Origin of the sequence: Psychroflexus salarius, assembly GCF_900129035.1 — a bacterium.
GTDB classification, from domain to species: Bacteria; Bacteroidota; Bacteroidia; order Flavobacteriales; family Flavobacteriaceae; genus Psychroflexus; species Psychroflexus salarius.
Map to the genome: position 1 here is coordinate 284,167 of NZ_FQTW01000001.1, position 26,360 is coordinate 310,526.

General features: G+C 33.5%; 25 protein-coding genes, 1 tRNA gene and 1 other RNA gene. 14 read left to right on the top strand and 13 right to left on the bottom strand.

The window, feature by feature from the left end; genetic code table 11:
* The first annotated feature begins 3 nt into the window (after positions 1-3).
* Positions 4-1,287, top strand: a complete 1,284-nt coding sequence (locus tag BUB82_RS01275) for a DUF3570 domain-containing protein (RefSeq protein ID WP_073190920.1) — start codon at positions 4-6, stop codon at positions 1,285-1,287.
* A gap of 64 nt (positions 1,288-1,351) precedes the next feature.
* Here the strand turns inward: BUB82_RS01275 and BUB82_RS01280 are convergent, their stop codons facing one another.
* The 4 genes from BUB82_RS01280 to BUB82_RS01295 are packed head-to-tail and all read right to left on the bottom strand — an operon-like array spanning position 1,352 to position 6,588.
* Positions 1,352-2,623, bottom strand: a complete 1,272-nt coding sequence (locus BUB82_RS01280; protein WP_073190923.1) for an adenylosuccinate synthase — start codon at positions 2,621-2,623, stop codon at positions 1,352-1,354.
* On the bottom strand, positions 2,623-3,081 hold the full coding sequence (locus BUB82_RS01285) for a Fur family transcriptional regulator (RefSeq protein WP_073190926.1): 459 nt from the start codon (positions 3,079-3,081) through the stop codon (positions 2,623-2,625). The genes BUB82_RS01280 and BUB82_RS01285 overlap by 1 nt, the downstream gene beginning before the upstream one ends.
* A gap of 17 nt (positions 3,082-3,098) precedes the next feature.
* Positions 3,099-5,318 carry a RelA/SpoT family protein gene (locus BUB82_RS01290; protein WP_073190929.1) on the bottom strand — a complete coding sequence of 740 codons (2,220 nt, stop codon included), beginning with the start codon at positions 5,316-5,318 and terminating at the stop codon, positions 3,099-3,101.
* Positions 5,319-5,340: 22 nt separating this feature from the next.
* Positions 5,341-6,588, bottom strand: a complete 1,248-nt coding sequence (locus tag BUB82_RS01295) for a M48 family metallopeptidase (RefSeq protein WP_234949742.1) — start codon at positions 6,586-6,588, stop codon at positions 5,341-5,343.
* A gap of 199 nt (positions 6,589-6,787) precedes the next feature.
* Here BUB82_RS01295 and BUB82_RS01300 point away from each other — a divergent pair, with 199 nt between their 5' ends.
* From BUB82_RS01300 to rny, 4 genes are all read left to right on the top strand, one after another.
* Entirely contained in the window at positions 6,788-7,078 is a 291-nt protein-coding gene (locus BUB82_RS01300) for a hypothetical protein (protein WP_073190934.1), read from the top strand.
* Between the two features lie 5 nt (positions 7,079-7,083).
* Positions 7,084-7,377: a cell division protein ZapA gene (locus BUB82_RS01305; protein ID WP_073190937.1), complete on the top strand. Its 294-nt coding sequence runs from the start codon at positions 7,084-7,086 to the stop codon at positions 7,375-7,377.
* 54 nt (positions 7,378-7,431) lie between these two features.
* Positions 7,432-7,547, top strand: a non-coding RNA gene (gene ssrS, locus BUB82_RS01310) — 6S RNA.
* 44 nt (positions 7,548-7,591) lie between these two features.
* Positions 7,592-9,157 (top strand): ribonuclease Y, encoded by a 1,566-nt coding sequence (gene rny / locus BUB82_RS01315; protein ID WP_073190939.1) that lies wholly within the window; start codon positions 7,592-7,594, stop codon positions 9,155-9,157.
* A 74-nt stretch (positions 9,158-9,231) separates the two neighbouring features.
* On the opposite strand, the gene BUB82_RS01320 is transcribed toward rny, so the two are convergent.
* Positions 9,232-9,651: a nucleoside-diphosphate kinase gene (locus BUB82_RS01320; RefSeq protein ID WP_073190942.1), complete on the bottom strand. Its 420-nt coding sequence runs from the start codon at positions 9,649-9,651 to the stop codon at positions 9,232-9,234.
* A gap of 60 nt (positions 9,652-9,711) precedes the next feature.
* A complete protein-coding gene (locus BUB82_RS01325) occupies positions 9,712-10,719 on the bottom strand; it encodes an alkaline phosphatase D family protein (protein WP_073190945.1) in 1,008 nt (335 codons plus the stop codon).
* Positions 10,720-10,788: 69 nt separating this feature from the next.
* Between BUB82_RS01325 and BUB82_RS01330 the strand changes: the two genes are divergently transcribed.
* From BUB82_RS01330 to BUB82_RS01350, 5 genes are all read left to right on the top strand, one after another.
* Positions 10,789-11,799: a DHH family phosphoesterase gene (locus BUB82_RS01330; RefSeq protein WP_073190948.1), complete on the top strand. Its 1,011-nt coding sequence runs from the start codon at positions 10,789-10,791 to the stop codon at positions 11,797-11,799.
* Positions 11,789-12,346, top strand: a complete 558-nt coding sequence (gene gldI / locus BUB82_RS01335) for a gliding motility-associated peptidyl-prolyl isomerase GldI (RefSeq protein WP_073190951.1) — start codon at positions 11,789-11,791, stop codon at positions 12,344-12,346. Before BUB82_RS01330 ends, gldI begins: the two co-directional genes overlap by 11 nt.
* Positions 12,327-13,376: a peptidylprolyl isomerase gene (locus BUB82_RS01340; RefSeq protein ID WP_073190954.1), complete on the top strand. Its 1,050-nt coding sequence runs from the start codon at positions 12,327-12,329 to the stop codon at positions 13,374-13,376. The genes gldI and BUB82_RS01340 overlap by 20 nt, the downstream gene beginning before the upstream one ends.
* Before the next feature lie 104 nt (positions 13,377-13,480).
* Positions 13,481-14,515 carry an esterase-like activity of phytase family protein gene (locus BUB82_RS01345; RefSeq protein WP_234949743.1) on the top strand — a complete coding sequence of 345 codons (1,035 nt, stop codon included), beginning with the start codon at positions 13,481-13,483 and terminating at the stop codon, positions 14,513-14,515.
* Positions 14,512-15,084, top strand: a complete 573-nt coding sequence (locus BUB82_RS01350) for a histidine phosphatase family protein (RefSeq protein WP_073190960.1) — start codon at positions 14,512-14,514, stop codon at positions 15,082-15,084. Before BUB82_RS01345 ends, BUB82_RS01350 begins: the two co-directional genes overlap by 4 nt.
* Here BUB82_RS01350 and BUB82_RS01355 read toward each other — a convergent pair.
* Positions 15,064-15,813 (bottom strand): DUF6503 family protein, encoded by a 750-nt coding sequence (locus BUB82_RS01355; RefSeq protein WP_073190963.1) that lies wholly within the window; start codon positions 15,811-15,813, stop codon positions 15,064-15,066. The genes BUB82_RS01350 and BUB82_RS01355 overlap by 21 nt on opposite strands.
* Before the next feature lie 114 nt (positions 15,814-15,927).
* Between BUB82_RS01355 and smpB the strand changes: the two genes are divergently transcribed.
* Positions 15,928-16,389: an SsrA-binding protein SmpB gene (gene smpB, locus BUB82_RS01360; RefSeq protein WP_073190965.1), complete on the top strand. Its 462-nt coding sequence runs from the start codon at positions 15,928-15,930 to the stop codon at positions 16,387-16,389.
* A gap of 51 nt (positions 16,390-16,440) precedes the next feature.
* Here smpB and BUB82_RS01365 read toward each other — a convergent pair whose 3' ends face one another.
* The 3 genes from BUB82_RS01365 to BUB82_RS01375 are packed head-to-tail and all read right to left on the bottom strand — an operon-like array spanning position 16,441 to position 19,927.
* Positions 16,441-17,982 carry an acyl-CoA carboxylase subunit beta gene (locus BUB82_RS01365; protein ID WP_073190968.1) on the bottom strand — a complete coding sequence of 514 codons (1,542 nt, stop codon included), beginning with the start codon at positions 17,980-17,982 and terminating at the stop codon, positions 16,441-16,443.
* 2 nt (positions 17,983-17,984) lie between these two features.
* Positions 17,985-19,430 (bottom strand): acetyl-CoA carboxylase biotin carboxylase subunit, encoded by a 1,446-nt coding sequence (gene accC / locus BUB82_RS01370; RefSeq protein WP_073190971.1) that lies wholly within the window; start codon positions 19,428-19,430, stop codon positions 17,985-17,987.
* A gap of 11 nt (positions 19,431-19,441) precedes the next feature.
* Positions 19,442-19,927 (bottom strand): acyl-CoA carboxylase biotin carboxyl carrier protein subunit, encoded by a 486-nt coding sequence (locus BUB82_RS01375; protein ID WP_073190974.1) that lies wholly within the window; start codon positions 19,925-19,927, stop codon positions 19,442-19,444.
* A 215-nt stretch (positions 19,928-20,142) separates the two neighbouring features.
* Here BUB82_RS01375 and BUB82_RS01380 point away from each other — a divergent pair, with 215 nt between their 5' ends.
* Positions 20,143-21,042, top strand: coding sequence for an ATP-binding cassette domain-containing protein (locus BUB82_RS01380; protein ID WP_073191848.1), 900 nt, complete (start codon positions 20,143-20,145; stop codon positions 21,040-21,042).
* A 7-nt stretch (positions 21,043-21,049) separates the two neighbouring features.
* Entirely contained in the window at positions 21,050-22,390 is a 1,341-nt protein-coding gene (locus BUB82_RS01385; RefSeq protein WP_073191849.1) for a M28 family peptidase, read from the top strand.
* 61 nt (positions 22,391-22,451) lie between these two features.
* Here the strand turns inward: BUB82_RS01385 and BUB82_RS01390 are convergent.
* The 3 genes from BUB82_RS01390 to nhaC form a co-directional block, all read right to left on the bottom strand.
* Positions 22,452-22,525 (bottom strand) — tRNA-His (locus BUB82_RS01390).
* Between the two features lie 55 nt (positions 22,526-22,580).
* Complete coding sequence (gene bshB1, locus BUB82_RS01395) at positions 22,581-23,297, bottom strand: bacillithiol biosynthesis deacetylase BshB1 (RefSeq protein WP_073190977.1); 717 nt, start codon at positions 23,295-23,297, stop codon at positions 22,581-22,583.
* A gap of 21 nt (positions 23,298-23,318) precedes the next feature.
* A complete protein-coding gene (nhaC, locus tag BUB82_RS01400; protein WP_073190980.1) occupies positions 23,319-24,776 on the bottom strand; it encodes a Na+/H+ antiporter NhaC in 1,458 nt (485 codons plus the stop codon).
* A 182-nt stretch (positions 24,777-24,958) separates the two neighbouring features.
* Between nhaC and lpdA the strand changes: the two genes are divergently transcribed.
* Positions 24,959-26,359 (top strand): dihydrolipoyl dehydrogenase, encoded by a 1,401-nt coding sequence (gene lpdA, locus BUB82_RS01405; protein ID WP_073190983.1) that lies wholly within the window; start codon positions 24,959-24,961, stop codon positions 26,357-26,359.
* Position 26,360 lies beyond the last annotated feature (1 nt).

The window sequence follows — 26,360 nt, forward strand, 5'->3', positions numbered from 1 at the left end:
AAAATGAAAAATTATCTTTTATATAGCCTAATTGCATTAGTTAGCTTAGCAAGCTTTGCACAAGAAGAAACTGAGTATAAAAAACGTGTGCTAGAATCGACTGAAGTCAATTTACTGTCTAGTTATTACACACAAGACGGCGAAAATGCAGCTGTTACTGGTGGTCGAGGTACAGAAGAATTAAGCGATATTGCACCATCAATAAACGTAGCGATTCCTTTAAATGATGACGATATTTTAGCAATTGACGCGACTGTTTCAGCCTATACCTCAGCTTCATCAAGTAACATAAATCCGTTTGATGGTAATCAAGCAGCTGATCCTTTTGTTGCTTCTTCTGGTGCTTCTGAAAAAGACACATGGTTTGGCTTAACGGCGTCTTACTCACATTCGTCAGATGACAGAAACACCATTATAAGTGCAAATGTATCTTTTGCAAACGAGTATGATTATACTTCATTTGGCTTTGGAGGAAGTCTAACCAAATTATTCAATCAAAAAAATACTGAAATACAGCTTAAAGCTAATATTTATTTAGACCAATGGAATCCTCAATACCCAATTGAGTTTAGGGAAGGCTTCAATTTAAATGAATATAACTACGAGGGTGAAATTAACTTTTCACCAAACTATTCGAATTTTGAGTCCCTAAATAGAAATTCATATAGTTTAGGCTTAAGTGTTTCTCAGATACTCTCAAAATCAATACAAACCTCTTTTATAGCCGATTTTGTAGTACAAGATGGCCTACTTTCAACGCCACATCAACGGGTTTATTTTGGAGATATTGAAGACTCGATGATAGAAAACTTTATGCTTGGCAATGACGTAGAACGCTTGCCAAATTCAAGAACAAAATTAGCCATAGGTAACCGTTCGAGTTTTTACATCAATCAAAATTTTGTTGTAAGAAGTTACTACCGCTATTATACTGATAATTGGGGAATAGATTCACACACATTTAAAGTTGAATTACCCATCAAGTTTGGTTTAAATTACACCTTATATCCTAGCTATCGTTATTACACGCAAACTCAGACTGACTACTTTGGTGAGTTTAATACCATATCGTCAACCGATGAATTTTACACCTCAGATTACGATTTAGCGTCTTATAATGCTAATCAATATGGTTTAGGCTTTAAATATTACGATCCTTTAAATTCATTTAAAATTGGTGGTTTTGGATTAAAAAGCATACAAATAGAATATAACTATTATGAGCGAACCACGCAAAATTTTAATGCAAATATAAGCTCGTTAGGATTTACGTTTATAGCTGATTAGTCATCATTAAAAAAGCCATCCAGAAGACCTTGGGTGGCTTTTTTTAAATAAATAGTTTTAGCTGCTAACGCAAAATAGTTTCTTTACGGTCTGGACCAACCGAAACAATACTTATTTTAACGCCTACATTATTTTCTATAAACTTTATGTAGTCTTTTAAAGCTTGAGGCAAATCATCAAAGTTCGTTATTGCTGAAATATCTTCTTTCCAACCTTTAAATGACTGATATACTGGTGAAACATTTTCAGGCGCAATGTCATAAGGTAAATGACTTATTTGCTGACCTTGATAGTTATAAGCGGTACAAATCTTTAAATTTTCAAATCCACTTAACACATCCGCCTTCATCATCATTAATTCAGTAACACCATTCACTTGAACAGCATATTTTAAGGCCACCAAATCTAACCAACCACAACGTCTTGGGCGTCCAGTTGTTGCACCAAATTCGTGACCAACTCTGGCCATTTGCGCACCATCTTCATCAAACAATTCAGTAGGAAATGGTCCGCTACCAACGCGAGTTGTGTAAGCTTTGAAAATACCAAAAACTGATTTAATATGATTTGGAGCAACGCCTAAACCTGTACAAGCACCAGCTGCTGTTGTATTTGAAGACGTTACAAATGGATAAGTTCCAAAATCTATATCTAATAGTGATCCTTGAGCTCCTTCAGCTAATATTGGTTTTTCATTTTGCTGTGCCTGGTATAAATATTCTTCTGAATCTATAAATTGTAGTGTTTTTATAACTTTAACAGCTTCAAAAAATTCAGCTTCTAATTCTTTAAGGTTGTACTGAACATCAACATTGTAAAATTCGATCATGGCTTGATGTTTCTTAGCCAGTTGACGGTATTTTTCTTTCCAATTTTTCAACTCTAAATCACCAACTCTAAGACCGTTACGCCCAGTCTTATCCATATAAGTTGGGCCAATTCCTTTTAAAGTAGACCCAATTTTTGCTTTACCTTTTGCTGTTTCAGAAGCAGCATCAAGCAGACGATGCGTTGGTAAAATTAAGTGTGCTTTTCTTGAAATCAGTAAAGATGATTTATAATCAACTTTATATTGATCAAGACCTTCTAGCTCTTTTTTAAAAATTACAGGATCAATCACAACGCCATTACCAACGACATTGGTGGCGTTTTTATGAAAAATTCCGGAAGGTATCGTGTGTAAGACATGTTTGATACCATCAAACTCTAGAGTATGACCAGCATTTGGACCTCCTTGAAATCGCGCTATAATATTGTACTTTTTGGTTAAGAAATCAACAATTTTACCTTTTCCTTCGTCGCCCCATTGGAGGCCTAGCAGTAAATCTACAGCCATTACTTTTCTGTGTTATTTTTAGTACCGTAAAAGTACAGTGAGTGTTTATCTATTGAAATATTAAAAACTTCTTCGATTGTTGTTTTAATTGACTCTATGCGAGGATCACAAAACTCAATTACTTCACCGGTATCGGTTAAAATAACGTGATCATGTTGCTTATCAAAATAAGATTTTTCGTACTGAGCTTGGTTTTTTCCAAACTGATGTTTACGAACCAAACCACAATCTAACAATAAATCTATAGTGTTGTAAAGTGTAGCTCTACTTACGCGGTAATTCTTATTCTTCATGGTAATGTAAAGCGACTCAATATCAAAATGTTCTTGATTTTGATATATTTCTTGTAAAATAGCGAAACGTTCTGGTGTTTTGCGATGACCATTATCTTCTAAAAATTTAGTAAATACATTTTTAACGACAGCTTGGTCTTTGTTAATTGTAGAATTGTTTGCCATAATACAAATTTATAGTTTTATTCTCGTGTTGCCTTATCGATTCCATCAATTTTTTTAATACGGTCTAAAAGTCTTTGGATTTCGCTGTTGTTTTTTACTTTAACAACTATTCTGCCTTCAAAAACACCGTGATTACTTTCAAATGAAATGCTATGCATGTTAACATGTAAATTTTTTGAAATTTCATTGGTGATATCACTAATTAAGCCCAAATTATCTAAACCTGTTAATTTAATACTTGCTTTAAATTCTTCTTGAGATGAATCTATCCATTTTGCTTTTAAAATCCTATAGGCATAATTACTTTGTAGTTGAATTGCGTTCGGACAGTTTTTTTTATGAACTTTAATTTCTCCCTTAACGGTTGTAAAGCCAAATACGTCATCACCAGGAATTGGGTTACAACAACTCGCTAAGGTATAATCAAGTTTTTGGTCGTCATCTCCAAATACCAAAGCATCATAACGCTCTGTAATTTCATCTAAACTTAACGAGTTTTGGGATTTTACAGGTTTTCTAATTTTATTTTTAAGGAATGTAACCAACGCATTATTTTTTGAGGAAACATAATCTTTAATAGCTTTATTATCTATGGTTCCTATTCCAACACGGTAAAATAAATCTTTACTGGTTTTAAGTTTGAAATGGTTTACCATTTCATTGACTGTTTTTTCGTTGAGTTGTATACGTTGTGATTTTAATTTTCTATTTAAAATCACTTTACCTTCTTCGGCTATTTGCTTTTTCTCTTCGTTTAAAACCGATTTTATTTTAGATTTAGCACGTGCAGTCTGGGTAATGTCTAACCAGTTTTTAGTGGGTTTAGCTGTTTTTGAAGTAATAATTTCAACCTGGTCACCACTTTTTAAAACACGACTTAGCGGCACAATTTTTCCATTAACTTTAGCGCCTCTAGTATGCATACCAATATCGGTGTGAATAGAAAAAGCAAAATCTAGAACTGTGGCTCCTTTTGGTAGAGATTTTAAGTCACCTTGAGGAGTAAACACAAATATTTCTTTAGCATAGAGGTTCAGCTTAAATTGCTCTACAAAATCGACCGCATTAAGTTCATTATTTTCTAAAGCTTCTTGGAGACGGTTTAACCAAATATCAATACCTTGGTCTTCAACTTGACTATCGCCATGCTTATATTTGTAATGAGCTGCATAACCTTTTTCGGCTATTTCATTCATGCGTTCACTTCTTATTTGGACTTCAACCCAACGGCCTTTTGGCCCCATAACCGTAATATGTAGAGCCTCGTAGCCTGTTGACTTAGGTGAAGAAATCCAGTCACGTAATCGAGTTGGATTAGGACGATAGTGGTCTGTAACAATAGAATATATCTTCCAAGCTAGGAACTTTTCAGATTCTAAATCAGATTTGTAAATAATCCTTATGGCAAACTTATCGTATATTTCGTCGAAGGATATATTTTGAGCCGAAATTTTTTTACGGATTGAGTAAATAGATTTTGGTCGACCCTTAATTTGAAAATCGATTTGTTCTTTTTCAAGCGAGGTTTTAATTGTTGTTGCAAATGATTCTATATAAGCATCTTGTTCTTCTTTACTATCTTGAATTTTACCTAAAATATCATTATAAACTTCAGGCTCTGTATATTTTAAACTTAAATCTTCAAGTTCTGTTTTTATGTTATATAAACCAATTCTATGAGCTAAAGGTGCATAGATATAAAGCGTTTCAGAAGCAATTTTTACTTGTTTGTCCGGCCGCATAGCATCCATAGTTTGCATGTTATGTAGTCGATCAGCAATTTTAATGATGATCACGCGGATGTCATCATTAAGTGTTAATAACATTTTTCTGAAGTTCTCAGCCTGAAGTGAAATATCACCTTCTTTTTTTAAGGATGAAATTTTGGTTAAGCCATCTACAATTCTAGCAATAGTTTCACCAAACATTTGCTCGATATCAGCTAAAGTAAACTCAGTATCTTCAACAACGTCATGAAGCAATGCTGCTGTAATAGAAGTGGCGTCTAAGCCAATTTCAGAAGCAACAATTTTAGCTACTGCAATAGGATGAAACACATAAGCTTCACCAGATTTACGGCGTTGGTCTTTATGTGCTTCAACAGCAGTTTCAAAAGCCTTACGAATCATTTGCTTATCGTCTTTAGTTAAAATACGATAGCTAACACGTAACAACTCTTTATATTGACGTGCAATTTGTTTATTTTCTTGCTCTAAATAAGCTTCGTTTAACTCCATAAATTAATTTAATAGGCCTAAATTAAGCATTAGCTTTTAATTTTCTAAATCTTTGTAATAAAGTTGGGTGTGAATAATTGAAAAAAACATACCAAGGATGTGGTGTTAAATTAGACAAACTTTTTTTATTGAGTTTTTTTAATGCTGAAATCAAATCATTTTCGTTGAATGTTTTCTTTGCGTAAGCATCGGCTTGATATTCAAAATGTCGTGACATCAAATTAATAATGATACTTATGATAAAGCTTACAGGTGAATAAATAAAACCAAAGGCTATTAAACCTATATGAAAATTTGGCTCTTGAACACCAAGTGCTTGACTAACTTCTGGTTTAACTATAAATAATGAGAGTATAAACATGCTTAAACCTAAACTCAAAATTGAAGTAATTAAATTAAAGACAATATGCTTGTGTTTATAATGTCCAACTTCATGAGCTAGTACAGCAACTATTTCATGAGGTGTTAAATCATCAATTAAAGTATCATATAAAGTGACTTGTTTTTGAGACCCTAAACCCGAGAAAAAAGCATTGGCTTTTGTACTTCTTTTTGAACCGTCTATGACAAATATTTTAGATAGATTGAAGTTGACCGTTTTTGCATAATTCTCTATTGAATCACGTAATTTACCACTTGGCAATGGAGATAATTTATTAAACAGCGGTAAAATTAACTTGGTATAAAACATATTAATAATAACAATCAAAACACTTATTAACACCCAAGCATACCACCAAAAGTTAACACTAAACCAAAAGAATAAATAATAAATTGCACTTAGAAGCAAACCGCCAATAATTATAGTTAGTAAAAAAGACTTCAACTGATCTAACCAAAAAGTTTTTAGGCTTGTTCTATTAAAATCATATTTTGCTTCGATAACAAAATTCTGATACCAATTTAGTGGTAAATTCAACAAAAAATTAGCGACAAACAAAACCCCAAAAAACACCAACATGACTATAACCTGATGTTTTATAATAGCTGTGAGATGATAGTGTAAATAAGCAAAGCCATTAAAAAACAAAAAAGTAATAATCAAAAAAGTACTAAAAGAGTTTGTTAGTATCGAAAACCTAAAATTTTCCCTTTTGTACTTCTGAGAATTTTTATAAACCGTATCATCATAAACATCCTCAAGTTCTGGCGGCAATTGGTCATCAAACTTTTTAGCATTTAAGATAGATAATATCAGATCGAAACAATAGTTAAATAAAATTAAACCAATTATGATATAAAAAACGGTTTCTGGGTTTAACATGTTCATGATTTATTTTGGGTAAAAATACATAATCAGGTGATAAAAATTAAATATATAAATATAAGTCTCTGTAAATAAGGCTAAACTTTTGATTGCCAACAAAAGAAACCTATAAATCATAGAGATTATTAGTAATAAGTACCGAAAGTATTGTGATATTCAATTAATGATATTAAATTTGCCTTAAATGTATCGGAGTTTGTAGATGAGTAATTTAGCAGAAATCGTTGAAAAAGTTGAAATAAAAGTTAGTAAGCTTTTACAAAAAAATCAACATTTACAACAAGAAAATGCCAAACTCAAACAATTTTTAAAACAAGAAAACGAAGAGGTTGAACAATTAAATCAAGAAATTTCTCGTTTAAACCTTGTTAACAAAAATCTAAGAACAGCCAATGCATTGTTAGGCAGTAATGAGTATAAAAGAGAAACAAAACTCAAAATAAATAGTTTGATTAAGGAAATTGATGAATGTATTGTTCAATTAGCAGAATAAATTAAATGTCAAATGAGCGCTTAAAAATTAAAATTTCAATTGCAGATCGTGTTTATCCGCTAACCATTAAACCAGAACAAGAAGAAGGTTTAAGAAAGGCTGCAAAGAAAATTGAAGAAACAATAAAAAAGTTTGAACAAAGTTACGCAGTTAGAGATAAACAAGATGTATTAGCCATGAGTGCTTTACAGTTTGCTGCTGAAACTGAACAAAAAAAATTAAGTGCCGATATTGATGTTGAAGAAGCAAAATACAAATTAGAAGAATTAGAACAACGCTTAAACAAACAACTCAATTAAGTTCTTTACATAAATAATACAACACTGCCTGTATTAGTCGTTAAATTTTGATAAACTCAACACTTATAATTTAAAAAGGGTTAAGTTTTGGTTGTAAAAGCAAGCTGCCACGTTTTGTGAAGCAGATCCTTGATCAGTCAGACAGCCCTAAACCTGTTTTAACGGAGTTTTATACAAAACACAACTAATACAGGCTTTTTATATTTAAATAACTATGGAAACAGTAATAATTACAATTATAGCAGCAATAATCGGTCTTGTTATCGGTTTTTTTGTATCAAAAATGCTAGAAAAAAACAGTGCAAAAGGCATTGTATCATCAGCTAACAAAGACGCTGAAAAAATATTAAAAGAAGCCAAAAAAGAAGGTGAAAGCATTAAAAAAGATAAAATTCTACAAGCCAAGGAGAAATTTATTGAGCTAAAGGCAGAACACGAAAAGGTTATTACCTCACGTGATAAAAAAATAGCAGACGCCGAAAAACGTACAAAAGACAAAGAGTCTCAGCTCTCTCATGAATTGTCTAAAAACAAAAAGCTTAATGCTTCTTTAGACGAAAAATTAGAAGATTATACTAACCGAACTGAATATCTAGCTAAACGCCAAGAAGAAATTGATAAAATTTTAAATCAAAAGATAAAACAACTCGAGGTGATTAGCGGACTCAGCGCCGAAGAAGCTAAAGAACAGCTAATGGAATCGCTTAAAGAGACAGCAAAATCTGAAGCGATGACACTTATTCAAGATACAGTAGAAGAAGCTAAACTTACCGCTCAACAAGAAGCTAAAAAAATAATCATAAATACCATTCAACGTATTGGAACCGAGGAAGCTGTTGATAATTGTGTATCTGTTTTTAACCTTGAAAGCGATGATGTTAAAGGACGTATTATAGGTCGTGAAGGCCGAAATATTAGAGCAATTGAAGCTGCAACTGGTGTTGAAATTATTGTAGATGATACACCTGAAGCCATTATCTTATCTTGCTTTGATTCTGTAAGACGTGAAATCGCTAGATTATCACTTCACCGATTAGTAACTGATGGTAGAATTCATCCTGCACGAATTGAGGAAGTGGTTAAAAAAACCAGTAAACAAATTGATGAAGAAATTGCTGACATTGGTAAGCGCACAATTATTGACCTAGGTATTCATGGTTTACATCCAGAACTCGTAAAAGCTGTAGGCCGAATGAAATACCGTTCTTCTTATGGACAAAATCTCTTACAACACTCGCGTGAAGTTGCTAAACTATGCGGTGTGATGGCAGCCGAATTAGGCTTGAATCCTAAATTAGCCAAGCGTGCTGGTCTACTTCATGATATTGGCAAAGTGCCAGAAACAGAAACAGAATTACCTCACGCAATTTTAGGAATGCAATGGGCTGAAAAGTATGGAGAAAAAGACGAAGTTTGCAACGCTATAGGTGCGCACCATGATGAAATTGAAATGAATTCTCTTTTATCTCCTATTGTCCAAGTTTGCGATGCCATAAGTGGTGCTAGACCAGGTGCAAGACGTCAAGTTTTAGACTCTTATGTAAAAAGACTAAAAGATTTAGAAGACATTGCTTTCGGATTTAGCGGTGTTAAAAAAGCCTACGCCATACAAGCTGGTCGCGAATTACGAGTAATTGTTGAAAGTGAGAAAGTAAATGATGACCGTGCTGGAAGTTTATCTTTTGAAATCTCACAGAAAATCCAAACTGACATGACGTATCCTGGACAAGTCAAAGTAACAGTTATTAGAGAAACAAGAGCTATTAATGTTGCTAAGTAGGATTGTTATAAAATTTTTGTAAAAAAAGGGAGGATTTTAAAATCCTCCCTTTTTTTTATTAAATAAATTGTTTTTTAAAACATCTCTCTACCAGCGAAATGAAATGCTGCTTCAATTTCAGCATTTTCATCACTATCACTTCCATGAACAGCATTTTCACCAATAGAAGCTGCATATTTTTTTCGGATTGTTCCTTCAGCAGCATCTTCTGGATTTGTTGCACCAATTAAAGTTCTAAAGTCTTCCACAGCGTTTTCTTTTTCTAACACAGCAGCTACAATTGGGCCACGCGTCATATATTCAACAAGTTCGCCAAAAAATGGACGCTCTTTGTGAATTGCGTAAAAAGTTTCAGCGTCTGCTGTCGTCATTTGTGTTAACTTCATGGCTGTGATTTTAAAGCCTGAAGCTGTAATTTGATTTAAAATTGCACCGATGTGTCCTTTTTCAACAGCATCTGGTTTTAACATGGTAAATGTTTTATGTCCTGACATAATTTTATTTTTTGGCAAAAGTAATGATTTTAGTAGAATAGCAAAGCAACTTCAGTTAACCTAAAACTGAATTAATTGTTCTTGTAGTGTTTTACCTGTTTTGGTTGATTTCATTTGCATTAAAACAGAATTGTCATTGAAGTTAAAATCTAAAGTTCCAAAGCTAGTTTGATTAATCACTTTGCCTACTCTATTTTGATTTGGTTCAGATGTAAAACTTGTGTAAGCATGTGTTAAGCCGCTTGAGGTAAAATCGTTCAAATCATAATTTAAACCATCGACTTCAACTTTTGAAAATTCTGAAATATGTCGGTCTCCACTCAATAATATTGTATTTTTAACTTGATGCTTAACAAGTAAACTTTTCAACCTTTCAACTTCATGTGGAAAATTCCCCCAAGTTTCAAATCCATGTTCGTGTGACAAAAACTGAATACTCGACACAATAATATTAAAATCTGCATCGCTGTTTTGAAGCTCTTTTTCTAACCATTGCCATTGGACATTACCTAAAATACTTCCATTAGCCTTTTGCCAAGATTCATAGCGTTTGTTTGGGTTGGATGAAGCTTTAAGGCTATCTCTAAAAAATCGTGTATCTAGCAAATATAATTTAAGATCATAGCTACCTATATTGATGTCTTGAGCATGATAAATACCATCTTGTTGTCGCCGATTTTCATCAGTAACGTCTATAAAATCTAAAAAAGCTAATTGGCTCTCTTCTTTGTATTCCCAATCTTTACCGCCATCGTTTAAACCATAATCGTGATCATCCCAAGTAGCATAAACAGAATAATTTATAGCCTTTAAAAAATCTTGATAATATCGATTTTGCTTTTGAAATTGATACATAGCCTTTAAACTATCCATATTTTTAGTATCGGCATAAATATTATCGCCACCCCAAACAAATGCATCAGGCTGCTGTTGCTGAATAATCTGCCAATAAGACTGGTCTAAACGCTGGTTATTACAACTCCCAAACGCTACCTTATAAGTGTTTTCTTGAGGCTGACAACTCAAAACTAAACTTAGTATGAGTAGTGAAGATATTATTATTTTCATGTTTAATTTTCGGTAAAAATACAGCATCTATAGCAGAGCAATATTAAGTTTTTATTACATTTGAAGATTATGAAGAAATTTAAATTTGATGGCTTAAAACAAGCTATTTCAACTGCAAAAAATATGAGTATTGTTAGCCATCGTAATCCAGATGGTGACGCCGTAGGTTCTTCTCTTGCGCTTTATATTTGCCTAAAAGAAATTTATCCTGAAAAATCAATTCAGGTTATACTGCCTAACAAATACCCGGCTTTTTTAGAATGGTTGCCTCGTCAAGATGAAATTTTATTTTTTGAACAAAATCCATCAACTTCAACTGAAATTTTAGAGCAAAGTGACCTCATTTTTACACTTGATTTTAATGATTTTAGTAGAGCTGGTCATCAAATGGCTGAAGTACTGTCAGCCTTAAGCACCGAATTTGTAATGATAGACCATCATCAACAACCGTCAGAATATGCTAAATATTTATACAGTGACACTAGTATTGGCTCTACATGTGAAATGATTTACGAAAGCTTTGTGTATTTAGGTTTTAAAGACTCTCTTAACCAACAAATTGGTGAGTGCTTATATACAGGAATTATGACAGATACAGGATCTTTTAAATTTCCTTCAACGAGTAGCAGAACACATCAAATTATTGGTGAATTAATTGATTTAGGAGTTGAAAACTCAAAAATTCATCAAAATACTTTTGATCAAAATTCATTAAACCGACTTCATCTATTAGGTGTGGCCATGCAAAATTTACGCGTCATAGAGCAACATCAAGTCGCTTATATCAGTTTAAGTCAGCAAGAACTAGATCAACATCAATTTCAAAAAGGTGATACTGAAGGTTTTGTCAATTACGGTTTATCGATTAAAGGAATTAATTTTGCTGCTATTTTCATAGAGAATAAACAAGAACAAATTATTAAAATTTCCTTTAGGTCTGTTGGCGATGTAGATGTTAACAAATTTGCAAGAGAACATTTTGATGGTGGCGGACACAAGAACGCAGCTGGAGGAAAAAGCAACTTGAGTTTAGAAGAAACAATTCGTAAGTTTGAAAAAATTATCAAAAATGACTATTAAACAATTCTTGGCTTCTGCTTTTGTAATCGTGTTGGTATTTTCATGCAAAACGCCAGAAGCTAGAAAACCTATAAGCAAAAGTTCAGATTCATTTATAAAGCAATCTATTAACATCAACAAAGCCGTTGTTAAACGTGAAGAAAGCTTAATAAAAGCCATTATAAAAAAAGACAGTTCAAGAACCTATTTTGCTTCTAAAAATGGATTTTGGTATTCTTACGACCAAAAAAACAGCACTGATACGCTTCAACCTAGTTACGGTGATGAAGTTGAGTTTAATTACAATATCATAAGTCTGGACAACGATACCATTTACAGCCGAACTGAACTAGGTGAACGTGCTTTAATTATTGATAAAGAAGACATATTTTCTGGATTACGTCAAGGTTTAAAACTCATGAAAGAAAATGAAACAGTTACCTTTTTATTTCCTTCTCATAAAGTTTATGGCTATTATGGCGATAATCAGCGCATCGGAAAAAACATTCCTGTAAAATCTGTAGTAACATTAAATAAAATAAATACTAATGAAACACTTACAAACTAAATTTTTAGCAATTGCTATTTTTACTTTATCACTGGTCAGTTGTAGTGAATATGCCGATTTAAAAGATGGAATTTATGCGGTATTTATGACCAATAAAGGTGAAGTAGTCGTTAACTTACATTACAAGAAAAAGCCCATTACAGTTGGTAACTTTGTAGCCTTAGCTGAAGGAACACATCCAGAAGTTGATGAAAAATATAAAGGTAAACCTTTCTATGAAGGATTAACTTTTCACCGTGTTATCGATAATTTCATGATTCAAGGTGGCGATCCGCTTGGAAACGGTCAAGGCGGACCTGGCTATAAATTTACAGATGAGTTTGATGATAGTTTAACACATGACAAAGGTGTAATTTCTATGGCCAATTCAGGACCAAACACAAACGGTAGTCAATTTTTTATTACTGTGGCACCTACAAAACATCTGGATGGTAAACACTCAATTTTTGGTAAAGTAGTTATTGGGCAAAACGTAGCAGACTCAATTGCTAAGGTTGAAACAGCTAATGCCAACCGCCCTAAAGAAGAAGTTATTATTGAAAAGTTAAAAATTGTTCGTAAAGGTAAAGAGGCTAAACAATTTGATGCTGTTGAAGCTTACAAAAACGGTATTGCTAAAATTGAAGCAAAAAATGAAGCCAAACGCGAAGCATTTGAAGCTCGGTTAGATGAAATGATGGCTAATATGTCTAAAACTGATTCTGGCTTAATGTACAGAATTACAGAACCTAACCCAGAAGGTGAATCTCCTGAGAATGGTAATACTGTTCGTGTACATTATGCTGGTTACCTAACTGATGGCACTAAATTCGACTCTTCATTTGACCGAAATACTCCTATCAGCTTCAAATTAGGGACTGGTCAAGTTATTACTGGTTGGGATGAAGGTATAAGTTTACTGAAAACTGGAGAAAAAGCAGAGTTACTCATACCGCCAAATTTAGCTTACGGCTCAAGACAACGCGGTCCAATTCCTGCTAATTCTACATTATACTTCGAGGTAAAACTCGTAGAAGTGATTAAAAATTAATTTCAAAAAGGCTGCAAATTGCAGCCTTTTTTTATGTCCACTTATAAATTATGGTTAAGCCTATTTATAAAATTTTACTAAGTGTAATTAGTTTAATATCTCTATTGAGCTGCACAGCATTTAAAGTCGATTCTAAAAATAATGATCTCATCACTTATTTAGATGATTTTGTCATCACTGAAAACCCTGAAGATTTCAATGATTTTGGTGGAATTTCTGGAATAGACCAAATAAATGATTCTACTTATATTTTAGTGGCTGATTCACCTACAAATCCTCGATTATATAGCATTCGTTTAAAAGTTGAAAACAAAAAATTTAATGAAGTTGAATTGTTACGAAAACATCAACTTCAAAATTTAGATAACAACAAGTTTTATGATCTTGAATCGATTAGATATGGTGAAGCTAATAACAATTACTGGTTGAGTAGTGAAGGAAATATTAAGCAAAAACAACCCGCTTTTATAGCTAAACTTTCAACAAATTTTAAAGCCGTAGAACACATCGAGTTTAAACCGCCTTACACTATTGAAAACAGTCAACATAACGGCATGTTTGAAGGTTTAGATATTGCAAAAGATGGTTTTTGGTTTGCGAATGAGCTACCTTTAAAAACTGACGGTAATAAACCAAGGCTTGTTGATAATTATTCACCGGTAAGATTAGCTTTTTATAATTTTAAAACAAAAAATATCAGTAATGCATATGCTGTTAATTTAAGCCGAGTAAAAAAAATACCTCTTCTACCCTATTTTGTCAACGGCGTCACAGAAATTCTTCAACTTAGTGAAACCAATTTTTTATGGTTAGAACGTTCTTACTCAGCTGGTCACAAAAGCAAAGGAAATAATGTTTTTTTATGGTTAGTAACAACCAAAAATGCAACAAATGTTGCTAAGGTGAAATCATTAAAAAATCACAAAAGCAAAATAAAACCCGCTAAAAAAGAGTTACTATTTGATTTTAATTCAATTAAGCCTCAACTCAAACAAAATATCGTAGACAATATTGAAGGCATCAGTTTTGGACCTCAACTCAGCAATGGCAACCGCAGTTTAATTCTTGTTTCAGACAATAATTTTAATAGCTTTGCGCCACAAATAAACCAACTTATTCTTTTAGAACTTAAGCTATGAAACGTTTTTTATATTTACTACCATTATTAATCATTACAGCTTGCCAAAACTCGAAGCCAACAAGTCATGAAAATACTTTTTGGTATGATTTACCAAGCGAAAATGCCAAAAAAACAACTTATTATTTTATACGCCATGCAGAGAAAAACAGAAATAATCCTGAAGAAAAAGATCCTTTTTTAACCGAAAAAGGCTTAAAACGAGCTAATCATTGGGCCAAATACTTTGAAGAAAAAAATATCGACCAAATTTTTAGTAGTAATTACACACGTTGTATTCAAACGGCCATTCCTTCTGCTTCATTAAATCAACTAAAAATTAACGATTATGATGTTAAAAAAGATACTCTCTTTACAGACAATTTTTGGAAAAAAACTTATGGAAAGACAAATCTAATTATAGGACATTCTAACACAACACCTCAGTTTGTAAACCAAATATTGAATAATAAAAAATATGAAATGATTAATGACAGTATTAATTATAAACTATTTAAGGTTGAAATCAGTAAAGAGTTAAAAATAAAAGATACTGTCCTTGATGTAAAGTTAGCATTTGAGTTGGACTGAATTTATGCTGGGATTTTCAGTTTTAATTTCGGATACTAATTCTAACTTATTATTATGAAAAAGTTGAAGCAAATCTTCAAGTTCAACTTGCTTTGATTTTGGTTTGTAATTATCATAATCTATAAACTGTGTACCATTTATAAACTGCCTATTTTTTGCAACACGAAAACGATAACCACCACGATTAACATGAAATTCATAAGCTAAATAGTCTAATGAATAATTTTTTTGATTAAACCAATACAAATAAGTGTCGTTAAAATCTTGACCACCATTTTCTTGCTTAAAATTTACCTCGACAACATAATAATCCTGATTGTTAAAACTTTGATTAGGTAAGCGTCTCAAATTTACAGCTTGGTCTGTTAAACGATAGGGAAGCTGAACAAAATAATGCACCGAATTAATAGATTCACTATAAACATTTTCCAGACTATCGTTAACTTCAACTGGTATTGAATCTATAAAGCGTTTAAATTTTCCACTGTAAAGGACATCAATTGTATCGCCTTTTTGTCGGCTAAGCTTCATTCCGTTACAAGTGGCTTCAGAGCGGTAATGTAAATTTCTAAAATCAAATTTTATCACACTATTATCTACAGCAGAAGTTCCACTAAATTCAATAGCTTGATTTACGATTTCCTTTGCTGAGACAGATTTTGAATTTTGTGAATTCTGGCATGAAATTGTCAAACTCAAAAAGAATAAGGAAGCTAATAATTGACGCATAAAATAAAATTTATTGCAATTTCGCTATAAAATTACGGCTTAATAGCGGTTTAAATAAATAATTAAGAATTAATCGAAAGTAGTATTGTATTTTTGAATTAGAATTTAAAGAAAATGGGGAAAGCAAATACTGTGAATATACAAAATAAAAAAGCTAGATTTCAATATGAAATCTTAGATAAATATACAGCTGGAATTGTTTTAGCAGGAACTGAAATTAAAGCTATTCGAGAAGGAAAAGCCAATATTGCAGAAAGCTTTTGTGAGTTTAATGAAAAAGGTGAATTATTTGTGATTAATATGGATATTCAAGAATACTCTCATGCAACACACTTTAATCACCAACCTAAGTCTGAACGTAAACTTTTACTCAATAAAAAAGAATTACGGAAGTTACACAAACAAGTTAGAAATACAGGATTAACTATTATTCCACTTCGAATGTTTTTAAATGATCGTGGTTATGCCAAATTACAAATTGCGCTAGCCAAAGGTAAAAAACTATACGATAAAAGAGAAACTATTAAAGATCGTGACACAAAACGTAAACTCGACCGAATTAAAAAAAGTTTTTAAACAAAAAACCTTGAGTTATACTCAAGGTTTTTTATTTAGTAGGTAATTTTTTTACAAAGGAATATTACCATGCTTACGTTCTGGTCTGTTAACTTGCTTATCAGCTAGCATTGTAAAAGCCTTAATCAATTTACGCCGTGTATTTTTTGGTTCAATCACTTCATCTATAAAACCACGTTGAGCAGCCTTAAATGGATTGGCAAAAGCACCGGCATATTCTTTTTCTTTTTCAGATAATTTTAACTGCGGATCATCAGCAGATTGAATTTCTTTTCTAAAAATGATTTCTGAAGCACCTTTAGCGCCCATTACTGCAATCTCTGCAGTAGGCCAAGCAAAATTGAAATCGGCACCGATGTGTTTAGAATTCATTACATCGTAAGCACCGCCATAAGCTTTTCTTGTAATAACACTAATTCTTGGCACTGTAGCTTCACTTAAAGCATAAAGTAATTTAGCACCATGTAAAATTATACCATTCCATTCTTGGTCGGTACCTGGTAAAAAGCCTGGCACATCAACCAAAACTAAAAGCGGAATATTAAAGGCATCACAAAAGCGCACAAAACGAGCCGCTTTTTTTGAAGCATCAACATCAAGTACACCCGCTAAACTCATAGGTTGGTTAGCGACAACGCCAATACTTCTGCCTCCAATTCTTGAAAAACCAACAATGATGTTATCTGCATAATTTTTATGAATTTCATAAAATGAATCTTCATCAACAATTCCACTGATAACTTCATGCATATCGTAGGGTTTGTTAGCATTTTCAGGCACTAAACCTTCGAGTTGTTCACGAACTTCATCCTGAAGTTTTACAGGAGTCAATTCTGGTTTTTGCTTATTGTTTTGCGGAATATAACTGAGTAATGTTTTAATATTTTCTAAACATTCAATATCGTTAACAGCAGTTAAGTGGGTAACACCTGATTTAGTTGAATGCGAACTTGCGCCACCTAGCTCTTCTGAAGTTACTTCTTCATTAGTTACAGTTTTTACGACATTAGGTCCAGTAACAAACATATAGCTTGTATTTTCAACCATAATGGTGAAGTCTGTCATTGCTGGTGAATAGACAGCACCACCTGCACAAGGTCCCATGATAGCTGAAATTTGTGGGATAACACCTGAAGCTTGTACATTTCTGTAAAAAATATCAGCATAGCCACCTAATGAACGTACACCTTCTTGAATACGAGCACCACCAGAATCGTTCAGCCCAATAATTGGAGCACCAACTTTCATGGCGTGATCCATAACTTTACAAATCTTTTCGGCATGGGTTTCTGATAACGCACCACCAAAAACTGTAAAATCTTGAGCATAAATGTAGACCAATCTACCATTTACTGTGCCATAGCCTGTAATTACACCATCACCGTAAAACACTTGGTCTTGCATGTTAAAATCGGTTGTTCTATGGGTGACTAACATACCTATTTCTTCAAAAGAGCCTTCATCTAAGAAATAGTTGACACGTTCTCGAGCTGTTAATTTTTTCTTTTCATGCTGTTTATCAATGCGTTTTTGGCCACCACCTAATTTGGCAGCTTCAACTTTTTTCTGTAAATCATCTCGTGTTGAACTCATGCTTACTCTGTTTCTGGAATTCTTAATTGTTTTTGATCTTCTAAATATTGTTTTAAAGCAATTTTGGCCGCCAATTTAGCTTCAGCTTTTTGTTCAGCCTCTAATACTTCTGGCGTATAATGATGTTTTACAAAATGCGTATCAAAATTTCCACTTCTAAAAGCTTCGTGTTTACAAACAAATTTACCAAAGGCTAAAGTTGTTGAAACCCCTTTTATTTGATAATTATCGATAGCTTCAATCATACGCTGAATGGCTGCCTCACGATTTTCAGCATAGGTCACTAATTTTGATATCATTGGGTCATAATAAATAGGAACATCCATGCCTTCTTCAAAACCATCATCTACACGAATTCCTTCGCCCTTAGGTGCTTGATATTGCTCGAGTTTTCCAACACTTGGTAAAAAATCATCAGTTGGGTCTTCAGCATAAACGCGCAATTCTACGGCATGACCATTAATTTGCAGATCATTTTGGCTAAAATTTATTTTTTCACCTCTTGCTATTTTGATTTGTTGCTCTACTAAGTCAATACCTGAAATTAATTCAGTAACTGGATGCTCAACTTGAAGACGTGTGTTCATTTCAAGAAAATAAAATCTTTTTTGTTCATCCATTAAAAATTCAACTGTACCAGCGCCTACATAATTGCACGAACGTGCCACATTAACGGCGGCTTCTCCCATTTGTTTTCTAATTTCAGGCGTTAATAAGACCGATGGTGCTTCTTCTACTACTTTTTGGTGTCGGCGTTGAATAGAACATTCGCGTTCAAATAAATGTAAGACATTACCATGCCTATCAGCAAGCACCTGAATCTCGATATGACGTGGTGAACCGACGTATTTTTCTATAAATACTGCGCCATTACCAAAAGCAGATTTAGCTTCGCTGATGGCGCGTTTCATTTGGTTTTCAATTTCTTTGTCAGATTCTACAACACGCATGCCTTTTCCGCCGCCACCAGCTGAAGCTTTTATCAAAATTGGATAGCCAATTTCTTCAGCAATTGCCTTAGCTTTTTCAATATCTGTGATAGCTTCATCAATACCTGGCACCATTGGTATATTATAAGCTTTTACGGTTTCTTTAGCAGATAATTTATCACCCATCACCCGAATGGCGTGAGATTTTGGACCAATAAATGTGATGCCACTTGCTTCAACTTTCTCGGCGAATTCAGCATTTTCACTTAAAAATCCGTAACCTGGATGAATACCGTCAACATTAAGTTTTTTGGCCTCTTCAATAATTTTATCACCTAATAAATAGGATTCGTTTGAGGCTGCTTTTCCTAAACAAATCGCTTCATTAGCAAACTTTACATGAGGTGAATTTCTATCGACTTCAGAATAAACGGCAACGGTTTGTATGCCCATTTTCTGTATCGTCTTCATGACTCTTAAGGCAATTTCGCCTCTATTTGCAACTAATATCTTTTTCATTTAAAACTGATTTATTCCATTTCAATTAGTAATTGACTTTTGGTCACTGTGTTGCCTTTATCAATTTTTATTGACTTTATAACGGCGTCGCGAGGCGCAGTGATAGCGTTTTCCATTTTCATTGCTTCAAGAACAAGCAATTGATCGCCTTCTTTAATCTCTTGACCTTCTTCTACATTAACATCGAGAATTAAACCTGGCATTGGTGCTTTTATGTCGTTAACTAAAGTAGACGCAGCAAGGCTTAAACCCATTTCTTTGATGAGTACATCTAAATCGTTAGAGATTTTAACTGTGTAAGTATTAGCATTGATTTTAATGCTATAGGTTTTGTTTAAAAAATCAGTTTCAACAATGGTAGCTGAAGCTGATTTTTGATTTTCGAGAATGTGAAGTTGATTGTGATTCGTAGATTGGGTGTCTAAAGCTTTGATTTGATCTTCGGTAAATTCAAATTCGAATGTATCATTAACTTTAGCCTTTAAATGTTGTTTCATAGCCTAAATTAAATGTTTTCGTAAATATAGGCATATGAAATTAAAACGATAAATCTATAAAGCTAAAATGCTATAGTTATAATATGGTCTATATTTTATTAAGCTCATAAATAAAAGTAGTTTTAACTATCAAGTTTTACTTTGAAAGTCTTTAAAATTTGACAAAAAACCACCTATTTCAGCTTAAAATTGTATTATTGATTAAATTTTTAATTATGAATATTAGTATTTCTAACCTTAATAAATCCTATGGCCATCAGCAGGTTTTAAAAAATATTAATTTAAAAATTCATACGGGTGAAATTGTTGGTTTACTTGGCCCAAACGGTGCGGGAAAGTCAACTTTAATGAAGTTGTTAACCGGTTATTTAGAATTTACAGACGGTAAAATAAATATCGGAAATTTCAACCTAGATTCAAATAAATTAGATATTCAAAAGCATTTAGGATACTTACCAGAACAAAATCCACTTTATGAAGACATGTATGTTCGTGAGTTTCTTCAATTTAATGCCTCTATTTTCAAAATTAGCAAAGAACGCATTGAAGAGGTTATTAAGCTTACACAACTTTCTCCAGAAGCTAATAAAAAAATACACCAACTCTCTAAAGGTTACAAACAACGTGTTGGGATTGCTACCGCATTACTTCATGACCCAGAAATTTTAATTTTAGATGAACCAACAACAGGTTTAGATCCCAACCAGCTTATTGAAATTAGAAGTTTGATAAAAGATATCTCAAAGCACAAAACGATTTTGCTTTCAACTCACATAATGCAAGAAGTTGAAGCGATTTGTGATCGGGTGGTAATCTTAAATAAAGGAGAAATTTTAAGAGATAATTTATTACACGAATTAAACCAAGACCACCAACAGCAAGTCATAGAAGTAGAATTTAATTATAGAATTGAAGAGGTTGCGTTGCAGAACTTACCTGGATTATCAAAAATAAGTAACCCAAATGGCTTTATATATAAGCTCTACTTTAATTCTGACGTTGATAAGCGCAGTGATGTGTTTGATTTTGCACATGACAATGGTCTTAAGATACTTAACCTCAACAAAGTAAACCAAAGCCTTGAAGATATATTTACTGAATTAACACAACAATAAAATGATAATGAAAACCAAACTTTTTTTTATTTCGCTTCTTTGTGCTTTTACATTTACCAAAGCGCAACAAGATCCTAAAATTTATGACATTATTGAAAAAGTTAATGCTACTCAACTTGAAAAAAATGTTCAAAGCTTAGTTGATTTCGGAACCCGCAATACATTTAGTGATACGATTAGTAACACAAGAGGTATTGGAGCAGCAAGGCGCTGGATAAAATCTGAATTTGATCAAATATCAAAACAATGTAATAATTGCCTAGATGTCTTTTTTCATAGAACGATGTTAACAACCGACATGGGAAGTAGAATACCAAAAGATGCTGAAGTTGTAAATGTGGTTGCTATACAAAAGGGCAAGAAATATCCTAATTCATATATCATAATGAGCGGTGATATTGACTCTAGAGCTTCTGATACTGAAGACTACACAACTGATGCGCCTGGCGCAAATGATAATGCCACAGGAATTGCTGGAACAATTGAAGCTGCTCGTGTTTTATCACAATATAAATTTAATCATAGCATTGTATATGTTGGTCTGAGCGGAGAAGAACAAGGTCTATGGGGTGGCAAGTTTTTAGCCGAGTATGCTAAAAAGAATAATTGGAATATAGTTGGTGTTTTAAACAACGATATGATTGGAAATATTCAAGGTATTGATGGTGTTATTGACAACCGAAGTTTTAGAATTTTTAGTGAAGCACATAACCCAACGGAAACGAAAAGAGAGCGAACATTGAAACGCTTTTATGGTGGCGAAATTGATGGAAACTCGAGACAGCTAGCTAGATATGTTCATAAAACTGTAAAAACCTACATGCCAGAAATGAATCCTATTATGATTTATAGACTTGACCGTTTTGGACGAGGCGGACATCATAGGCCATTTAATGATTTAGGGTATGCTGGCGTTAGAATTATGGAAGCTCACGAAAATTACAATTGGCAACACCAAGATATAAGAACCGAAAACGGCATTGCTTATGGCGATGTGATTGAGCATGTTAAGTTTCCTTATGTTAAAAAACTAACAGCGGTTAATGCCATTACTATGGCTAATCTAGCTTGGGCGCCAAAAGCGCCAACAAATGTCGAAATTGGTGGTGCTGTTCAGCCATCCGTAAAATTACGTTGGAAAGGCACTAATGATGAGGATTTGAGAGGCTATAAAATTTATTGGCGTGATACCACTTCTCCAACTTGGGATTATAGTCGTTTTGTAGGAAAAGTTAATGAATTTACACTTGAAGGAATTGTGATTGACAATTATTTATTTGGTGTTGCCGCGGTGGATAAAAATGGACACGAAAGTGTGGTTGTTTTTCCATCTGGAGTCATGCGATAAAAATTGAAACTATTCAATATTAAACATAAAAAAAGCCCTGAAAATCAGGGCTTTAATTTTGGGTGACTGATGGGGTTCGAACCCACGACCCTCGGATCCACAAACCGATACTCTAACCAACTGAGCTACAGTCACCATTAGCGGTCGCAAATTTAAACAATTTCATCAATTTGCAAAACAAAAGATGAAATTATATTAAATCAAAAATTGAATCAACAGCAGCGTAACGTTCTACCGTAAAACCTTCAGCATGATCTACGCCAATTATTCTTCCTAAATCACGAGCGCGATAAGTAACACTATCTAAAAAATTTTGACTCGAAATTGGTGTTTTGGGTTCTTTGTTAGTTGGGTCAAAAAACTGAGTTTTATACGCTTTTACGGCTTCTACTTTTTGGTTGATATAACCAGAAATATCTACTACAACATCTGGTGTGATATCATACCATTGAATATAATGGTAAACATGTTTTGGCCTCCAAACTTCTTGTGATTTTGAATCATCAATCGTTTCGATTTTTCTCAATCCGCTTAAAAAACATGCATCGCCTACTAGCTGACTTCCTTTAGAGTGATCAATGTGGCGATCATGTATGGCATTACAAAAAACAATTTCAGGTTGGTACTTTCTAATAAGCTTAATAATTTCAAGTTGGTGTGCTTCATCATTTTGAAAAAATCCATCTCTAAACTTAAGATTCTGTCGCATTGCTAAGCCCATAATTTCAGCTGCTTGACGAGCTTCTTCAGTTCTTGTTTCGGCATTTCCACGTGTTCCTAATTCGCCTTGAGTTAAATCGACTACGCCTACACGTTTTCCTTTAGTTGTTTCTTTTATCAAAGTCCCTGCACAACTCAATTCAACATCATCTGGATGAGCACCGATGGCTAAAATATCTAATTTCATAACTTATTATCTGTTTATATTTTATTTGGTTATCATTTTTATTTTATAACCAATTGCAGCAAAAAGCAAGGTCATAAACGGACTCAAATAACTAAACATTGCATATACAAAGTAATCTACAACAGGTACACCTAAAACACCACTGTGGTAGGCTCCACAGGTATTCCAAGGAATTAAGACTGAAGTCACTGTTCCAGAATCTTCTAAAGTTCGGCTTAAGTTTTCGGGAGCTAAACCTTTGTCTTTATAAGCTTTAGCAAACATTTTACCAGGAACAACAATAGCCAGATATTGATCTGAAGCTGTGGCATTTAAAGCCAAGCAACTTGCAACTGTACTGGCAAACAACCCGAAAGTTGAATGAAACAAGTTTAACAAAGCTTTACTTATCGCTTCTAATGCACCAATTGCATCCATTATTCCACCAAATACCATCGCACAAATAATTAACCATATCGTACCAAGCATGCCTTTCATACCACCTGCCGAAAATAAATCTTGTAAATTTTTGTTATCCGTAGGTATGGTAATATCAGTTGTTATAGCGTTCATTAATCCAACATAGGCATTTTTAAAATCTAATTGGGTGCCGCCACTTATAAATTGAACTAAATCTGGTTGAAAAATCAATGCAAAAACAGCAGCTAATAATGTTCCTAAAAGTAAAGCAATTAATGGTGGTGTTTTCTTTATAATTAAACCAATCACTACTAAAGGCACTACAAATAACCAGGGTGAAATATGAAAAGAAGCTTTTATATCTGCTAAAATGACATGAGCTGAAACTTGCCCACTGGTATCTAAGGTGAGACCAATAATAATAAATACGATTAATGTTATAATTATTGTAGGAACAGTTGTTATAGTCATATAACGAATATGAGTAAATAAATCTGTTCCAGCCATTGCTGGCGCTAAATTAGTTGTATCACTCATAGGTGAAAGCTTATCACCAAAGTAAGCACCAGAAAGTACAGCACCAGCCGTCATTCCTAGAGAAACATCAAGCGCATTAGCAATTCCTATTAAAGCAATACCTACGGTTGCAGAGGTAGTCCAGCTACTGCCAGTAGCGATAGATATCACAGCACAAATCACCACGCAAGCTGCTAAAAATATCGTCGGATTTAAAACTTGTAAGCCATAATAAATCATGGTTGGAATCACACCACTTAACAACCAAGTTCCAGCTAGTGCGCCAACCATAAGCAAAATTAAAATCGGTCCAGTAGTGGCTTTTATATTTTTAGAAACCTCTTCAACCATTGACTCATAATTTACACCATTAACTGCTCCAACAATAGCTGCAACAGCTGCACCCAAGAGTAAAATAAATTGATTTGAACCGCCTAATGCATCATCTTCATAAACAAATACATTATAAGCTAACATTCCTACTAACCCAAATACAGGAATCATAGCTTTTAAAATAGACAATTCAGGCTTAGTTGAAGTTGAATTTTGACTTGGTTGACTCATACATTAAAATTGTTCGTAATGTTACAATTTTGATTTAACTTTTACAATAAATTTACATATCAATGCAAAAATAAACAGGTCTGAAGAATTCAAATTAGAAGCTTTTTAAAGTGGATTTATTGGTGGTTAAATTATATATCAGTAATTTTGTTTACAATCAATATTCAAACAAAAATTTATATATGGATTCATACGATGTTGCCGTAATTGGCTCTGGACCTGGCGGATATGTTGCAGCGATTAGATGTGCTCAATTAGGCATGAAAACAGCAATTATAGAGAAATATGCTACTAAAGGCGGAACATGTTTAAATGTAGGTTGTATTCCTTCAAAAGCACTCCTAGATTCTTCGCATCATTTTGAAGATGCTACAAAACATTTTGAAGAACATGGCATAGATATTTCTGGCGAGGTAAAAGTGAATCTAAAAAACATGATGAAACGCAAAAGTCAAGTGGTTGAGCAAACCACAAAAGGAATTGACTTTTTAATGGATAAAAATAATATTACATCTTATCAAGGTGTTGGTTCGTTTAAAGACAAAACACATATTACAATTGAAGGAGAACAATCAATTGAAATTGAAGCAAAGCATAGCATTATTGCTACTGGTAGTAAGCCAGCTTCTCTCCCATTCATAGACATAGATAAAGAACGTATTATCACTTCAACTGAAGCCTTGTCATTAAAAGAAATCCCAAAACACCTAGTTGTTATTGGCGGTGGCGTAATTGGTCTTGAACTAGGCCAAGTTTATAAACGTCTTGGCGCTGAAGTTACAGTTGTTGAATACATGGACCGAATTATTCCTGGTATGGATAAAGCTCAAAGTAAAGAATTAATGAAGGTCATGAAAAAGCAAAAAGTAAAATTTGCACTTTCTCACAAAGTTAAATCAGTTGATCGTAATGGTAACGAAGTCATTATTAAAGCTGACGATAAAAAAGATAAAGAAGTTGAATTTAAAGCTGATTATTGCCTTGTGTCTGTTGGGCGTAAAGCTTATACTGAAGGCCTTGGTTTAGATAATATTGGTATCGAAACTAATGATAAAGGTCAAGTAAAAGTTGATGCCCATCGGAAAACTTCAGTAGATAATATATATGCTGTTGGTGATGTTGTTGATGGTATTATGTTAGCACACAAAGCTGAAGAAGAAGGTGCCATGGTTGCTGAAATTCTAGCAGGCCAAAAACCTCATATCGATTATAATTTAATTCCTAATGTTGTCTATACTTGGCCAGAAGTTGCTTCAGTTGGTAAAACTGAAGAACAGCTAAAAGAAGACAAAATTGAATATAAATCTGGACAATTTCCTATGCGAGCGCTTGGCCGTTCACGCGCAAGTGGAGATATTGATGGATTTGTAAAAATACTTTCAGACAAGTCTACTGATGAAGTGCTTGGTGTACATATGGTTGGTGCACGTGTTGCCGATTTAATTGCTGAAGCAGTTACAGCAATGGAGTTTAGAGCTAGTGCCGAAGACATTGCTCGTATGAGTCATGCTCATCCAACTTACGCAGAAGCTGTTAAAGAAGCAGCCTTAGCAGCCACTGATAATCGTGCTCTGCATGTGTAAC